At 72.4% G+C, this 14,077-nt stretch carries 15 protein-coding genes and 2 pseudogenes; 6 read left to right on the top strand and 11 right to left on the bottom strand.

The window, feature by feature from the left end; translation table 11 throughout:
• Positions 1 to 273 (top strand): annotated as a pseudogene (locus Q9250_RS00085) (pilus assembly protein TadB); the annotation flags it as partial.
• Positions 274 to 832: 559 nt separating this feature from the next.
• Here Q9250_RS00085 and Q9250_RS00090 read toward each other — a convergent pair.
• The 11 genes from Q9250_RS00090 to Q9250_RS00140 form a co-directional block, all read right to left on the bottom strand.
• Complete coding sequence (locus Q9250_RS00090; protein ID WP_306232535.1) at positions 833 to 1,606, bottom strand: SDR family NAD(P)-dependent oxidoreductase; 774 nt, start codon at positions 1,604 to 1,606, stop codon at positions 833 to 835.
• Positions 1,607 to 1,929: 323 nt separating this feature from the next.
• A complete protein-coding gene (locus tag Q9250_RS00095; protein ID WP_306232536.1) occupies positions 1,930 to 2,478 on the bottom strand; it encodes a hypothetical protein in 549 nt (182 codons plus the stop codon).
• Positions 2,479 to 2,486: 8 nt separating this feature from the next.
• A complete protein-coding gene (locus Q9250_RS00100; protein ID WP_306232537.1) occupies positions 2,487 to 2,612 on the bottom strand; it encodes a hypothetical protein in 126 nt (41 codons plus the stop codon).
• A gap of 172 nt (positions 2,613 to 2,784) precedes the next feature.
• Positions 2,785 to 2,967: a hypothetical protein gene (locus Q9250_RS00105; RefSeq protein WP_306232538.1), complete on the bottom strand. Its 183-nt coding sequence runs from the start codon at positions 2,965 to 2,967 to the stop codon at positions 2,785 to 2,787.
• Positions 2,957 to 3,394 carry a hypothetical protein gene (locus Q9250_RS00110; protein WP_306232539.1) on the bottom strand — a complete coding sequence of 146 codons (438 nt, stop codon included), beginning with the start codon at positions 3,392 to 3,394 and terminating at the stop codon, positions 2,957 to 2,959. Before Q9250_RS00110 ends, Q9250_RS00105 begins: the two co-directional genes overlap by 11 nt.
• Positions 3,378 to 3,749, bottom strand: a complete 372-nt coding sequence (locus tag Q9250_RS00115; protein WP_306232541.1) for a hypothetical protein — start codon at positions 3,747 to 3,749, stop codon at positions 3,378 to 3,380. The genes Q9250_RS00110 and Q9250_RS00115 overlap by 17 nt, the downstream gene beginning before the upstream one ends.
• The gene (locus Q9250_RS00120) at positions 3,736 to 4,551 is read right to left on the bottom strand and encodes a hypothetical protein (protein WP_306232542.1); all 816 of its coding nucleotides are present in this window, start codon (positions 4,549 to 4,551) and stop codon (positions 3,736 to 3,738) included. The genes Q9250_RS00115 and Q9250_RS00120 overlap by 14 nt, the downstream gene beginning before the upstream one ends.
• A 23-nt stretch (positions 4,552 to 4,574) precedes the next feature.
• Complete coding sequence (locus Q9250_RS00125) at positions 4,575 to 6,641, bottom strand: bifunctional DNA primase/polymerase (RefSeq protein ID WP_306232543.1); 2,067 nt, start codon at positions 6,639 to 6,641, stop codon at positions 4,575 to 4,577.
• A complete protein-coding gene (locus tag Q9250_RS00130) occupies positions 6,638 to 6,826 on the bottom strand; it encodes a hypothetical protein (RefSeq protein ID WP_306232544.1) in 189 nt (62 codons plus the stop codon). Before Q9250_RS00130 ends, Q9250_RS00125 begins: the two co-directional genes overlap by 4 nt.
• Entirely contained in the window at positions 6,823 to 7,182 is a 360-nt protein-coding gene (locus tag Q9250_RS00135; protein ID WP_306232545.1) for a hypothetical protein, read from the bottom strand. Before Q9250_RS00135 ends, Q9250_RS00130 begins: the two co-directional genes overlap by 4 nt.
• Positions 7,183 to 8,020: 838 nt before the next feature.
• Positions 8,021 to 9,820 (bottom strand): recombinase family protein, encoded by a 1,800-nt coding sequence (locus Q9250_RS00140; RefSeq protein ID WP_306232547.1) that lies wholly within the window; start codon positions 9,818 to 9,820, stop codon positions 8,021 to 8,023.
• A 25-nt stretch (positions 9,821 to 9,845) separates the two neighbouring features.
• Here Q9250_RS00140 and Q9250_RS00145 point away from each other — a divergent pair.
• The 5 genes and pseudogenes from Q9250_RS00145 to tmk form a co-directional block, all read left to right on the top strand.
• A pseudogene (locus Q9250_RS00145) lies at positions 9,846 to 9,953 on the top strand (DUF4244 domain-containing protein); the annotation flags it as partial.
• A complete protein-coding gene (locus Q9250_RS00150) occupies positions 9,954 to 10,286 on the top strand; it encodes a hypothetical protein (protein ID WP_306232548.1) in 333 nt (110 codons plus the stop codon).
• Entirely contained in the window at positions 10,283 to 10,660 is a 378-nt protein-coding gene (locus Q9250_RS00155) for an Rv3654c family TadE-like protein (RefSeq protein ID WP_306232549.1), read from the top strand. Before Q9250_RS00150 ends, Q9250_RS00155 begins: the two co-directional genes overlap by 4 nt.
• Positions 10,661 to 10,729: 69 nt before the next feature.
• Positions 10,730 to 13,444, top strand: a complete 2,715-nt coding sequence (topA, locus tag Q9250_RS00160) for a type I DNA topoisomerase (RefSeq protein WP_422665085.1) — start codon at positions 10,730 to 10,732, stop codon at positions 13,442 to 13,444.
• Complete coding sequence (tmk, locus tag Q9250_RS00165; protein WP_306232551.1) at positions 13,441 to 14,070, top strand: dTMP kinase; 630 nt, start codon at positions 13,441 to 13,443, stop codon at positions 14,068 to 14,070. The genes topA and tmk overlap by 4 nt, the downstream gene beginning before the upstream one ends.
• Positions 14,071 to 14,077 lie beyond the last annotated feature (7 nt).

The raw sequence follows: 14,077 nt of genomic DNA on the forward strand, positions 1-14,077 counted from the left end.
GCGGAGGCCGGCGTCTCGGCGTCGGGCTGGGACGCGGTCGACGCCGCCCTCGACCTCGCCGCGCGAGCCGGGGTGCCGGTGCGCGGGCTGCTACTCGCCGAGGCGACCGCCGCGCGCACGCGCGCCCGGCTCGACGGCGAGGCGCGCGCCCAGCGGGCCGCCGTGCAGCTGTCGCTGCCGCTCGGCGCCTGCGTGCTGCCGGCGTTCTCGCTGCTCGTGATCGTGCCGCTGGTCGTCTCGATGCTCGAGGGGGCGCTCGCGCCGCTGTCGTAGCCGCCCGCCGGCCCGGCCCGGACCCCCACTGGCGCTTCCCGCACCTGACTGGCGCCTCGCGCACCTGACTGGCGCCTCCCGCAGGTGAGTGGCGCCGCGCGCACCTGAGTGGCGCTTCCCGCAGGTGGGTGGCGCCTCGCGCACCTGAGTGGCGCCGCGCGCACTTGAGTGGCGCTTCCCGCAGGTGAGTGGCGTCTCCCGCACCTGAGTGGCGTCTCCCGCACCTGAGTGGCGCTTCCCTCACCTGAGTGGCGCCTCCGGTGGTCTTGTGCCGCCCGACCGGAGTGCATGCGCCGGAAGAGTCCTAGGTCGCCGACGTACGCTCGGGGCATGCGGAACCTCTTCAGCGCCATCGTCAACGGGATCGCCGCGCTCTTCGGCGCCAACGGCGGACCGCACCCGATCGTCGCCACCGACGTGCCGCGCAAGCCCAAGCGCCGCCGCCGCTGACGCTGCGCGGCGCTGCTGTTCGCGTGGCGAGTCGCCCATCCCGGCCGCAGCGCACGGCAGAGGGCCGGCATCCCGCCGCCACTGCGGATGCCGGCCCTCTCGCGTGCGCCTACTTCAGCAGGGTGCCGCCGTCAGAGACCATCACCGAGCCCGTGGCGTAGGAGTTGAGGTCGCTGCCCAGGAAGAGCGCGACCAGAGCCATGTCGTCGGCCTCGCCCCAGCGGCCGACGGGCGCGGTTGCGTTGTTGATGAGCTCGGTCGTGTCGGCACCGCCGGTCACACCGGGCGTCAGGATGCCGCCCGGGGCGAACCCGTTGATGCGGATGCCGTGCTTCGCGTACTCGAGGGCCGCCACGCGCATGTAGCCGAGCAGGGCGTGCTTCGAGGCGTCGTAGGCCCCGAGCCCCTCGCCTGACGGGTGCATGGCGTCGATCGACAGCGTCACGACGATCTTGCCCTGACGGCCCGTCTCGACCATGTGCTGCGCGACCGGTCGCAGGAAGTTGTGCACGCCGACGACGTTCACGTCGAACACCTTGCGGAGCTGGTCGGCGCCGAGGTCGGCGACGGGTGCGAACGGGAAGATGCCGGCATTGGCGGCAAGCACGTCGACGCCGCCGAACTGCTCGACGACCGACTGCACGAGCTGGGCTGCCTGGTCGGCGTCGGTGACGTCGACGCCCACGGCGAGCGCCGAACCGGGTCGATCCGCGTTCAGCGACTCCGCGATCGCCGACGACGCCTCGATCTTCAGGTCTGCGATGACGACGTTGGCGCCGGCCTCGTGGTAGCGGCGGGCGATGGCCTCGCCAATGCCCTGCGAGGCGCCGGTGATGATCGCGGTCTTGCCCGCGAGCGAGATGAGTTCCTGGATGCTTGCCATGGTGTGTCCTTCCTCAGCGGAGCCACGCAGGAGCAGCCAGCGCCGTTCCCTCGTGGGTCGTCACCCCTTTCGGGTGATGCATCAGGACCAACTGTTCAAAGTTGAACTATATTCCCGACCTTCGCCGCGGCCGTGGCCGAGCCCGAGTGGCCGCCATCCACAGGCGCCGCCGAACACGGCACGCGAACCTCGCCGCATCCCGCACCCTTGGGGCTCCCCGAGGGAAGGAGAAGGGCATGCGGATGCTCGACAGACTGGTGCAGGAAGAGGACGGTGCCGCGACGGCCGAGTACGTCATCGCGACGATGGCAACCGTCGCGAGGTTAGAGCGCTTTAGATCCCTCGCGCGCCCGGCGCATACGCGCGTTGTGGCGTTCGCGTCGCCAGGTCGCAAGCGGGCGCTTCAGGCAGTCCCGTCGCAGACTCGCGCGCTGCTCTCGGCGCACGTTGGCGGCGTTCGCTTCGCTCGAGAGCCCGCGAATGCGGTTCGCGAACGCCGACCGCGCCAGGCGATGCTCTTCGAGCGCGGCCTCCGTCAGCCTGCCGCGCTCGTAGAGCATCTCGACCGTCTGCAGCGCGCCCTTGGCTGCGTCGAACTGACGGAATCCCATGTCCGGGCCGAGGATCGCGCGCCAGCGGTCAATGGGGTAGCCGATCCACGCTCGGTGGACGCTTGCGGAGGTGGCGTCTCGAGCGAAGATCGCGAGCTCGAGCTGACGCGCCGCGGGTATCCATTCAGCGAGCGCGTCCGCGCGCTCGCGACGCCGCCGAAAGGGCAGCCTTGCTAGCCACACGGCTCCGCCGACGACGCCAGAGCCCACGACGCCCACCAAGGCGTCGGGCCAGCTGACCCCCGCCAGCCAGGCGCCCATTGCCTCGATCACAGGCTCGCGAGCCCGCACTCGCGGCAGCGCCAGACGCCGCGGCCGGAGCCGGTCAACTCCATGAGCACGAGGCAGCGGGGGCACTTCGGCGTGCCGATGCTGTCGAGCGGGTCGTCGTCCATGCGCCCATGATGCACGACAGAGCGCCCGCGGGGTTCCACTCCCAGCGGGCGCTCTGCGGCCGGCTCGTCGACCGGCCTACCCGCGGGCGGCAGGAAGTACGCCCGCGGGATTCTCTCTACCGGCGGCGCTCGCGCAGGATGCGGCGCAACTCCTCGGTGATCGGGTCGTCGCTCATCGGTCGCCCTCGATGCCGAGCCGGGCGGCCTGCTGCTCGCTGGCGTCGCGGTCGTCGGCCTCCGCCGGCCGCACGCCGAGCCTCGCGGCCTGCCGCTGGCTCGGGGTCATGGTCTTCTTGTCGATCGCCTTCGTGAGTCGGGCGATCTTGCGCTCGAGGCGCTGCTGCTCAGTGGTCACGGTGTGCTTCCTTTCGTAGATGCTTCCTGCGGCTGTGCCGCCCGCGGAGGGCCGCGAGGTAGAGGCTGTCGCTCTGGTTGAGCTCCGCGGCGGCCCTCAGGCGCCGCCGCTCTCGGTCGGCCTCGTCGTCGCTCATGAGGCGAACGATCGCCTCGAGGAGCTCAGTGAGGGTGATCAGCCGGCGCCCCTGCAATGGGGCGGCGTCGCCGGGGTCACGCGGCATGAGCTCTCCGGCCGCGCGGCGGCGGAGCGCCGCGAGATAGAGCCGATCGAGCTCGCCGAGCTTGCGCGCTGCGGTGAGGCGCAGCACGTCGCGAGACGCCGCATCGTCATCGACGATCTGCGCCAGCGTCTCTGCCACATGCTCGAGCGTCGCTTCGGAGGAGCCGGATTGCTCCTTCGCCCTGACCTCACGCTTCAGTGGCATCGTCGCCTCCTCGGAGGTTGAGCCCGAGCAGTCGCGAGCGCTGCGCCTCGGCCGCGAGGATGACGCGGTACAGCGCCGTGCGCTCGCCCTGGCTCGTCGTCAGCGCGAGGTCGCGATGCGCTTTCCGGATCACGTCGTCGATGCGGTCCTCGACCTCGACGCGCAGCTCGTCAGCCGTCTGCGCGCCGAGCCGCGCGTAGGCGACCCGGCCGAGTTCCTCCGCCTCGAGCGTGGTGACGCCGATGCGCGCGGCGATATCGCCCCAAGAGTGACCCTCGCGGCGCATGACGACCGCGCGGACCGCGGCCTCGACGGTGGCGTCGTCGCGGCGCGTAATGAGCTCACTCGTCGGCATCGTCGTCGTCCTCGTCGTCGTCCTCGTCGTCCTCGTCGTCGTCCTCGTCGTCGGGCTCGACCTCGATGTCGATGACCTTGGCCGCGGCCTCGGCAGCTGCGGCCTCCGCGGCGGCGGCCTCGAGCGCAGCCGCCTCAGCAGCAGCCGCCGCGAGCGCGGGCGCTGCGGCGATCCGCGCCTTGCGCCGCGCGCTGATCGCCTCCACGGCCTGCGATGCCGCGGCGATCGCGTCGGCCGTCGCGTTGACCGCGACCGCGAGCGGGGAGCCGACGCCGGGCGCGCGCAGGATGGGCGTGGGCTGCGTGTCGTACGTGTCGAGCATGCCGAGCACTCCGAACGCCGCGAGCGCTTCGGCCTTCGCCTTCAGGAGCTTCGCCCGTGCGGTCGCGAGGCCGGCGATCGCCTTCTCGGCGTCGCGTTCCGCGGCCACGGCCCAACGCTCGCGATGCACCCCGACGGCCTCGGCGACGGCGGCCTGCGCGTGGTCGAACGCGGTGGCGCACGCACGGTGGGTCAGGCGCGACTCCTCGAGGTCGTCCTCCGCGTCGCGGATCGCGCGGCGCAGATCCTTCGCGGGCACCGCGCTGCCCGTCGAGGCCGCGGCGCGGGCGCCGGTCTCCGCCGCGGCCTTCGCGGCGCTGAGCGCGTTGTCCGCGGCCTGCACGGCGCGCCTGGCGTCGGTGAGCGCGCCGTAGCGCTCGATCGCCGTCTCGACCTCGGTGCGGACGGCCTTGATGGGGATGGCCTCGAGCTGCGGCAGCACGATTCGCCGGCGAGACTCGTGGTTTCGGATGTCGATCATGGGAGTGCCTTTCGGTGGTCGGTTCAGTGGAAGGGGTTGGGCAGAATCGCGGTCATGTTGACGTCCGGCGCGAGCCGGTAGACCCACAGGCTGCTGTTGGTCGTGTCCGCGACCTCGAGGAGCCCGAGGAGGTGCAGCGCCTGGAGCTGCCGGTCGACGGTCGTGCGCGGCTTCTGCAAGCGCTTCGCGACCTCTCTTGTCGGCGAGCCGGGATGCGCGGCGACGTCCTCGAGCACGGCGAGCCGCATCGGCGGCACCGAGTCGCGGGCGACGCGGAGCGCGAGCCGGAGCGCGGCCTCGCGGCTGTGCCCGATCGCGACCGCGCCGCGCAGCACCTGCCCGATCTGCTTCGCGAACCTCGTCGGAGCCTCCGGGGCGTGCGCGTCGACCATCTCGCCCTTGAAGTCGGTCTGGACGTGCGTCCGCGCTCGGGTCACGAGGTCGGCCGCGGCAAGGATCGCCGTGGCCTCTCCGTCGTCCAGCTCGGTCGGCGTCAGGTCGGCGCCGGCGATGACGCCGCCCGCCGCGGCGGCGAGCTCCTCCCGCATCCTCACTTCGCTGCCGGTGTTGCTCAAGGCCTTGCGGCCCGCGCTGATCCGGCCGCGGGAGGAGTCGACGCGCAGCAGCACGAAGCGATCGCCCATCTCCGAGACGAAGCCGTGCGCGCTGTCGATCGCCGACGTAACGGCGCCCACGATCGTGATGCGGCCCGTCCAGTTGATGACGCGACCGCCGTCGGTGCCGACCTGGCGCCCCCACTTGCCGTCGTAGATCTCCCGGAAGGCCGCGAACATCTGCCCGCGGATCACGCTCGGCATGGCGAGAATCGTCGTGAAGTCCTTGAGGACGAGCACGCCGCGGTCGCCGAGCTCGCGGAGGAGCCCGCCCGTCGCTTCGTTCGTGCGCTCGCCCTTGCTCGTCGCCGAGAGCAGCGCGCCCTCGCTGGCGATCGACGAGACGATCCGGGCGCCGGCACCCGCGAGGGCGTGCACAGTTTCGGTCTTGGCGTTGCCTGGCCCGCTGACGATGAGCCCCCACACCGGGTCGCCGGTCATGAGCTGCACCGCGTAGGCGGAGAGCGAGAAGTCGAGCGCGTCCATGTCGTACTCGAGTCCGAGCCACTCGCGGAAGGCCTCGTGCGCGGCCTCGAGCGTGATCGGCTGCGCCTTCGCGGGCGCGAGGTCGATCGGCGTGCCGCCGTAGGTCTGCTCCACCGGCTCGCCAGCCGCGCGCTCGGCCCCGGTGCGCAGCATCCGTGCAATCTCGCCGTTCGCCTTCCGACCCGTCACGCCCTTGGAGCCGATGAGGTACTCCCGGTGCAGCCGTTGCAGCTCGTCGAGTGCGTCGGGGACGCCGGGATGCCCCTCGAGCGCGAGCCGGATGGCCTGATACGACAGTCCCAGGAAGTCGTTGTGGCCGACGTGCTCGAGGCCGTGCATCTTCTCGACGAGCTCCTCGACCGCGGGCGACGGATCGCCGGCGCGGGCCGCCGCGAGAATCTCGTCGAGGTCGGCGTCGGGATCGACCTTGACCGGCCCGGATGCGAGCACCTCGCGCCAGGCGTCGGGCAGGAACGGGACGTCCTCGAGCTGCGGCGGCCCGTCGAGGCGCTCGCCGTCGGGGCCGTACCAGCGGTAGGGCTTGCCGGTGTCGGGGTGCACGCTCGGCGCGACGACGCTGTAGCGGTGATGCCGTTGGCAGACCTCGACGTCGGCGCCGGGGTTGGTCGCGAGCATCACGCCCTCAGGGATGCGGTAGAGGTGCTGGCGGCTCGGACTCGACTTGCCGCGCGCCGTGCTCGTGAACGTCGGCGGCAGAGGCTCGCCCGCCTTCGCCTCGAGCTGCGCGAGGGTCTTCGCGCCCTGCTTGCCGCCGTAGCCGTCATCCACGTCGATCGCGACCGTGCCGTCGTGACGGATCGCGATGTTGTCTCCGCCGCGGTCGCGGCGCCAGGCCTTCACCTTGTCGGGCGTGACGGTGCCGACGTGGCCGGTCGAGCCCTTGGGCGGGTTGACCTTGCCCTGCACCGGGATCGGCCAGAGGCCCGTCTTCCGGTAGGCCTTCGCGCTCTTGCCGTAGATGCCGCTCACCGGACGCCTCGCAGCGAGAGGGCGACGATGCTCTTCCAAGGGACGACGAGCCGGTCGGCATCGTCCTCATCGAAGATGACCACCGCCGGCGTGGCCGCGACGATCGTGCCCTCGATCGAAGGGCCGAGACCGCGGGGCATGAGCAGCGCGCGCCGGCCGGCGAGGTCGTCGAGCGGGCGGCTCATCGTTCGGCCCGCTTCCAGGCGTCGACCGCGGCGTCCGCGATCGCCTTCTTCATGAGGAGCACGGCCTGCCGGCGTCGCTTCTCGTGAGGCCAGAGGCGAGCCTCGGGCATCGAGGAGTCGAGCTCCTCGAGCCACGCATCGAGGTCGTCGCCGTCGAGCTCAGGCTGCCACTTCTTCGTCGCGGGAAGGCCTTGCGCCTCGCGGCGCGCGTTCTCGGCCGCCCAGCGCGCGGCGACGGCGCGGCTGGCCGAGGCGCTTCGCTCCTCGGGGCTGAGGCGGGCGTTGAGAGCCCACGCGCCCTTGCGGCCGATCGCCGCCATGCGGGCGCGTGTCTCGTCGTCGGCGGGGCACGTCATCGCGCACCGGCCTTGAGGATCGCGCCGAGACGGGCGCGGAGCGCGGGCGACGGCTCAGGCGCGGCTGCGATGGCCGCGGCGTGGATGCCGTCAGGGTCTTGGAGGAGTGGGTCAGGAGCTGCGGTCGTGGAGCGCATTGCATGCCAATCGGAAGATGACTTCCGACGGATGCACTCTTCCCCGGCTCTTCGTCCGGGCTACCACCGTTGCCGGCGTGCTACCAATCGTCGCCCGCGATGCGGACGATTCCACCCAACCGCCCGCGCGCGCAGTGGCTTTGAGAACTCCCCGTCTACGGGGCATTGGCAAGACGTGATCCCTGGCGCGGATTGCTTGGGCGTCCCACCTGCCTCGAGTGTAGCGGAAGTGGCCTCGCCGCGTACCATACGCCTCGGCGTGTCGCGCGAGGGTCGGCGAGGCGGCTGCGGCGGCGTTATCTGACAGCGAGAGCGTTCCGGGAATGTAGGAGGAGGTGTGGTTGTCGATCAACGTCTCTTCTCTGGGGTAGGGGGGGTAGTTACATTCCCGGAACGTCGAGAGTCGATAGTGCGCGCCGAATCGTCGAAATAGTGGCGCAGCTGGTCGCAGAGCGGGGGGTTAGTTACATTCCCGGTGCGTTATAGCGCCGCGACGCGGGGAGTGGAGCGCCGCCGCGCACTTCGAGCCGCCGACCACGGCGGCCGAGGTCGAGGCCGGATCGGCGCGCCAGACTCGAGCCGGGGTGCCTCTACCTCCCCGCCGAGCGAACGCGGCCAGCGAGACGCGACGATCGCCGGGCACGCCTCAGTCGCGACGGTGCCCGCCGTCGCGCTTAGGGCGTACCGGAGGCGCGCCGGCCTCAGCGGCGGAAGCGGATCGACACGGTGCGATCGAGCGCCGCGTCGCTCATGCTGCGGCGGTTGCCCTGCCCGACGCTGTGGACGACGACGTCGACGAGCGCCTCGAGAGCGGCGCGGCGCCGGGTGAGGGACAGGCCGCGCCATGCCTCCGCCACGTCCTCCGCGGCGACGACGCCAGAGAGCGCGCCATCGTCGTCGAGTCCGGCGCGGAGCTTGGCGTCGAGCTCGTCGATCCGCGCCCGCGCCCGCTTCGTCAGGCGCACGCGCTCGGCGCGGTCGATCAGCCCGTCCTGCTCGTCGTCGCCCGCCTGCCGCACGTTGGCCGCGAGCCGCTCCCGCTCGAGGCGCAGCTTGTCGACGTCGGGGCGCTCGCGGTTGACGAGGAGGTCGGCGCCGCGGGCGGCGATGTACTGCACGACGCGCGCCTCGACGAAGCGGTCGAGAGGCTCGCCCTGCCGCATGAAGTGGGCCATGCTGCGGCATCGGTAGGAGTGAATCTTCCGGGCGCCGCCGCCTGCGCGGATGGGCTCGCCGCACCGCTCCCCGGCGAGCGCGAGAGCCGCCGCGGCGCGCTCCTGCGGGTCGAGGCCGGCGAGCGCGGCGTCGAGCTGCTGCGGCGTGAGGGCCGCGACCGCCGCGACCACGGTGCGCCGCTGCGGGTCGAGGGTCGCAGCAGCAGCCGCGCGGGCCTCCGGCGCGAGGGCCGCGACCGCCGCGACCACGGCAGCGCGCTCGTCCGGCGTGAGCGCGGCGGCGTCGGCCTCGCTCGCCTGGTCGAGCGCGAGCGCCACCTTCGCGATAGCGGCGTCGTCGCGCCGACCGTGCCCGCCGCAGACCGCGATGCCCGAGAGCAGCCACTTCCGCGCGGGGCCGGGCGACGTCGTGCGCTCGGGGTTCGCGAGCCGCGCCTTGGCCGCCTCCCACTGCTCGACGGTCACGAGCGCCGGCCACGCGCCCGCCCGGCACGTCTCGCGCGTGATCGCGGCCTGGTCGTAGCGCTCGCCCGGCTTCGGCGCCTCGAGCGGCAGCAGCGCGGCGTAGTAGGGCGACATGAGCATGCGCCGCAGCGTCGTCGGGCGGAAGGGCGCGCCGTCTGGCAGCCGCGGGTTGCTGGGATCGGAGCCGACGACGGGCAGCGTGCGCTTCTTCGCTTCGTTCCACTCGGCGGCGATCGACCGCAGCGGCACGCCCGCGAGGAAGTCGGCGTACAGGCGCCGCACGTCGTCCGCGCGCTCGCCGTCCAGCTCGTAGGCGTGCCCCGCGTTCGCTTCGCCCCGCTGCGCCCGCTTGTCGCGCTCGGCCTTCGTGACCCATCTGTAGCCGTAAGGGACGCGGCCCGACGTTGGTATCCCGTCCTCCTCACGGCGCGCCTTGTTCGCGTTGACGCGGCGCTCCGCCTTCGTCTCGCTCTCGGCGCGGGCGACCGACGTGACGAGGTTGGCCATGAGCCGCCCGTTCGTCGTCGAGAGGTCGAGCTCGCCGTCGACCGTGATGATGTGCACGCGCAGCGTGGTGAGCCGCTCGAGCGCGGCGAGCGAGCGCCCGAGGCGGTCGACCTTGCGCACGACGAGCACGTCGAAGCGGCCAGCCTTCGCGTCCTCGAGCATCCGGTCGAACGCCGTCCCCGTGCCGCGCTCGCGGTAGCCGCTCGTCGCGTCGTCGCGGTAGACCTCGACGACGTCGTAGTCGCGCGCCGCGGCGAGGCTCTGACAGCGCGAGACCTGCACCTCGATGCCGTCGGGCTCGGCAACGGATTGGCGGGCGTAGATTGCGGCGCGGACGGGGCTTGTCGGGGTCATGGACTTAGTGTGCCCTACCCCACCCACCGCCGCGGCCGTGGGGTTCGCCGGGCTGCTGGTGGTGATCCTGCGCTCCGATGAGGTGCGCGCGGTGCTCACCGACATGGTGCAGCGCGCGCTGACCGTGCAGTAGATGCGGCCGTCCAGGAAGGCGCTGGACGGCCTCCGCGGCGAGCTCGGTGCGGTCACGGCCGAGCTCGCCGCGGCGCTGCCGGCGGCGGTGCTCGCGATCGGCATCGCCGTGGCGGCGGTGGCTGCGACCGCTGCCCAGGTGGGGCTCGAGCAGTCGGCCGGAGCTGCGGCGCGAGCAGCCGGTCGCGGCGACGATCCGGCGCTCTACGCCGACGGCGCGGCGCTGCGGGTCGAGCCGCAGGGAGAGCTGGTGTGCGCGGTGCTCGAGCGGCCGGCGCTGGGCGGGGCGCTGACGCTGCGGGCCCGGAGCTGCGCGCACGGCGGCGGTCGATGATGCGAGCTCGCGCGAGCGGCGAGCGGGCCTGGCGCGGCGAGGGCGGCGCCGGGGCCGCGCTGGCGCTCGCGATCGCGACCGCTGCGCTGCTGCTGGCGCTGCTGGTCGTCGGTGCCGGCACGGCCTCGATCGCGCAGGCGCGGGCTGCTGCCGCCACCGATGCCGCGGCGCTGGCTGCGGCCGACGCGCTCGCCGGATTCGCCGACGGCGCGCCGTGCGCGCTCGCCCAGGCGGTCGCGTCGGCCAGCGGCGCGCGGCTCGAGGGCTGCGCGCTGCGCGGGCTGGAGGCGAGCGTGACGACGGCCGTCCCGGTGGGCCCGTGGAACGCATCCGGCACCGCCATCGCGGGCCCGCCGACAGGGAGCGTGCCATGACGGCGTGTGTACAGTGTCGATCCGTGGCCTCTCTGCCACGACAACCCCCAGGAAGCAGTGAGCGTGAGCATGGGCAAGAAGCTCGTCATCGTCGAGTCCCCGGCGAAGGGCAAGACGATCGAGCGGTACCTCGGTGAGGGATACCAGGTGCTGGCATCGGTCGGCCACATCCGCGACCTCGTGAGCCCTCGCGACCTGCCAGCCGAGCTGAAGAAGGGCTCGTACGGCAAGTTCGCCGTCGACGTCGACAACGGCTTCGCTCCTTATTACGTCGTCAGCGACGAGAAGAAGAAGACCGTCGCCGAGCTGAAGCGGGCGCTCAAGGACGCCGACGAGCTGATCCTCGCCACGGATGAGGACCGCGAGGGAGAGGCCATCGCCTGGCACCTGCTCGAGGTGCTGAAGCCCAAGGTGCCGGTGAAGCGGATGGTGTTCCACGAGATCACCAAGGACGCCATCGAGGAGGCCCGCAACTCGATGCGCGAGCTGAACATGCCGCTCGTCGACGCGCAGGAGACCCGGCGGATCCTCGACCGCCTGTACGGCTACGAGGTCAGCCCCGTGCTGTGGCGCAAGGTGCGCCAGGGCCTGTCGGCCGGGCGCGTGCAGTCGCCCACCGCGCGACTGATCGTCGACCGCGAGCGCGAGCGCATGGCTTTCGTGCCCGCCGCCTACTGGAGCCTCACCGCGCAGTTCGAGGCCGACGCCTCCCGCTTCGGCGCCCGCCTGGTGCGCCTCGACGGCGCGCGCGTTGCCACCGGCAGCGACTTCGACGACCGCGGCCAGATCAAGGGCGTGCGCACGATCCTCGACGCGCCCGCCGCCGAGGCGCTCGCGACCGAGCTCGAGCAGGCAGCCTTCACGGTCGCCGGCGTCGAGTCGAAGCCCTACCGCCGCCGCCCCTCGGCGCCGTTCACCACGTCGACGCTGCAGCAGGAGGCGGGCCGCAAGCTCAAGCTCTCGGCGAAGCAGACGATGTCGGTCGCCCAGTCGCTCTACGAGCAGGGCTACATCACCTATATGCGCACCGACTCGCCATCGCTGTCGGGCCAGGCCATCAAGGCCGCCCGCGACCAGGCGACCGCGCTCTACGGCCCGGGCTCCATTCCGCAGGCGGCCCGCCACTACTCGGGCAAGTCGAAGTCGGCGCAGGAGGCGCACGAGGCGATCCGCCCTTCAGGCGACGCGTTCCGCACGCCGGCCGAGGTCAAGTCGTCGCTGACGCCCAACGAGCACCGGCTCTACGAGCTGATCTGGAAGCGCACGGTCGCCAGCCAGATGATCGACGCCACCGGCCAGACCGCCACGATCACGATCGCGAGCGAGAAGACCAGCCGCGGCGTCGCCGAGTTCACCGCCTCCGGCACCGTCATCACCGAGCCCGGCTTCCTGCAGGCGTATGAAGAGGGCAAGGATGCGTCGCGGTACGCCGACGACGCGGAGTCCGACTCGACCCTGCCCGACGTGAAGGCGAACGACCGGGTCGACCTCGCCGAGCTCGAGCGCAAGGACCACGTCACCACGCCCCCGCCGCGCTACACCGAGGCGAGCCTCGTCAAGGCGCTCGAAGAGCTCGAGATCGGCCGGCCGTCGACCTACGCGTCGATCATCGACACGATCGTGCGCCGCGGCTTCGTCACGCAGCGCGGCGGCGCGCTGGTGCCCGAGTGGATCGCGTTCTCGACCATCAAGCTGCTCGAGGACAACCTGGGCGACTACGTCGACTACGACTTCACCGCCGAGATGCTCGCCGACCTCGACCGCATCGCCGACGGCGAGCTCGACCGGCAGGACTGGCTGCAGCGCTTCTACTTCGGCAGCGACGTGCGGCCGGGCCTCAAGTCGACCGTCGAGAACCTCGGCGACATCGACGCGCGCGCGGTCAACTCGATCCCGGTCGCCGACGGGGTCATGCTGCGCGTCGGCCAGTACGGCCCCTACCTCGAGGGCACCGGCCCCGACGGCGAGGTCAAGCGCGCCAACATCCCCGAGGACCTCACGCCCGACCAGCTCACGCCCGAGAAGGCGGCAGAGCTGTTCGCCGAGGAGCCCGCGCAGGATCGCGTGCTCGGCCAGCACCCCGAGTCCGGCCTCGACGTGGTCGTGAAGAACGGCCGCTTCGGCCCCTACATCGAGGAGGCGCTGCCCGTCGAGCTCGACGACGAGGGCAAGCCCGTCGCGCCCAAGAAGGGGAAGGCCGCGCCCAAGCCGCGCCGCGCATCCCTCTTCAAGTCCATGGAGCCCGAGTCGGTCGACCTGCCGACCGCGCTCAAGCTGCTGAGCCTGCCGCGCGTCGTCGGCCTCGACCCGGAGTCTGGCGAGGAGATCTCGGCGCGCCCGGGCCGCTACGGGCCGTTCCTCACCAAGGGCACCGACACCCGGTCGCTCGAGGAGGAGGATCAGATCTTCTCGATCACGCTCGAGCAGGCGCTCGAGAAGTTCGCGCAGCCGAAGTACGGCGCCCGGAAGGCCTCGAGCGCGCTCAAGGAGTTCGACGCCGACCCCGTCTCGGGCAAGCCGATCAAGCTGCGCGACGGCCGCTTCGGCCCGTACGTGACCGACGGCGAGACGAACGCGACGATCCCGCGCGGCGAGGACGTCGAGGCGGTCACCTTCGAGCGCGCCGTCGAGCTGCTGCAGATCAAGCGCGAGAAGGGCCCCGCCAAGAAGCCGGTGCGCAAGGCGGCCGCCAAGCCTGCGGCCAAGAAGCCCGCCGCGAAGAAGCCTGCGGCCAAGAAGCCGGCCGCCAAGCCCGCCGCGAAGACGCCGCCGAAGACGACATGACCGGCGCCTTCATCACCCTCGAGGGCGGTGACGGCTCGGGCAAGTCGACGCAGGCCGCCCTGCTCGGCGACTGGCTCGAGGCGCAGGGCCGCACCGTCGTGCGCACCCGCGAGCCCGGCGGCACCGCGCTGGGCGTCGAGATCCGCCGGCTCGTGCAGCACACCGAGGGCCATGTCGCGCCGCGCGCCGAGGCGCTGCTCTACGCCGCCGACCGCGCGCACCACGTCGCGACGCTCGTGCGGCCCGCGCTCGAGCGGGGCGAGGTGGTCGTGCAGGACCGCTACCTCGACTCGTCCGTCGCCTACCAGGGCGCCGGTCGCGAGCTCGACGGCCAGCAGATCCGCGACCTGTCGCTGTGGGCCGCCGACGGGCTGCTGCCGCACCTGACGCTGCTGCTCGACATCGAGCCAGCGGCCGGGCGGGCGCGCATGGCCGCCCGCGCCGACGCCGTCTACGACCGGCTGGAGGAGACGGGCCTCGACTTCGCCGAGCGCGTGCGCGCCGCCTACCTGGGCCTCGCCCAGGCCGAGCCGGAGCGCTTCGCCGTCGTCGACGCATCCGGCACCCCCGACGAGGTGCACGCGAGCGTGGTGTCGCACGTGCGTGCGATGCTCGAGGCGCGCTGACACGCGC

The sequence above is a fragment of the Agrococcus beijingensis genome, assembly GCF_030758955.1.
GTDB classification, from domain to species: domain Bacteria; phylum Actinomycetota; class Actinomycetes; order Actinomycetales; family Microbacteriaceae; genus Agrococcus; species Agrococcus beijingensis.

Bases quoted from the DNA above. Each gene is read 5' to 3' on its own strand.
- Q9250_RS00090 (WP_306232535.1), bottom strand. From the start codon at position 1,606: ATGGCAAGCATCCAGGAACTCATCTCGCTCGCGGGCAAGACCGCGATC.
- Q9250_RS00095 (WP_306232536.1), bottom strand. From the start codon at position 2,478: ATGGGCGCCTGGCTGGCGGGGGTCAGCTGGCCCGACGCCTTGGTGGGC.
- Q9250_RS00100 (WP_306232537.1), bottom strand. From the start codon at position 2,612: ATGGACGACGACCCGCTCGACAGCATCGGCACGCCGAAGTGCCCCCGC.
- Q9250_RS00110 (WP_306232539.1), bottom strand. From the start codon at position 3,394: ATGCCACTGAAGCGTGAGGTCAGGGCGAAGGAGCAATCCGGCTCCTCC.
- Q9250_RS00115 (WP_306232541.1), bottom strand. From the start codon at position 3,749: ATGCCGACGAGTGAGCTCATTACGCGCCGCGACGACGCCACCGTCGAG.
- Q9250_RS00120 (WP_306232542.1), bottom strand. From the start codon at position 4,551: ATGATCGACATCCGAAACCACGAGTCTCGCCGGCGAATCGTGCTGCCG.
- Q9250_RS00130 (WP_306232544.1), bottom strand. From the start codon at position 6,826: ATGAGCCGCCCGCTCGACGACCTCGCCGGCCGGCGCGCGCTGCTCATG.
- Q9250_RS00135 (WP_306232545.1), bottom strand. From the start codon at position 7,182: ATGACGTGCCCCGCCGACGACGAGACACGCGCCCGCATGGCGGCGATC.
- Q9250_RS00140 (WP_306232547.1), bottom strand. From the start codon at position 9,820: ATGACCCCGACAAGCCCCGTCCGCGCCGCAATCTACGCCCGCCAATCC.
- Q9250_RS00150 (WP_306232548.1), top strand. From the start codon at position 9,954: ATGCGGCCGTCCAGGAAGGCGCTGGACGGCCTCCGCGGCGAGCTCGGT.
- Q9250_RS00155 (WP_306232549.1), top strand. From the start codon at position 10,283: ATGATGCGAGCTCGCGCGAGCGGCGAGCGGGCCTGGCGCGGCGAGGGC.
- topA (WP_422665085.1), top strand. From the start codon at position 10,730: ATGGGCAAGAAGCTCGTCATCGTCGAGTCCCCGGCGAAGGGCAAGACG.
- tmk (WP_306232551.1), top strand. From the start codon at position 13,441: ATGACCGGCGCCTTCATCACCCTCGAGGGCGGTGACGGCTCGGGCAAG.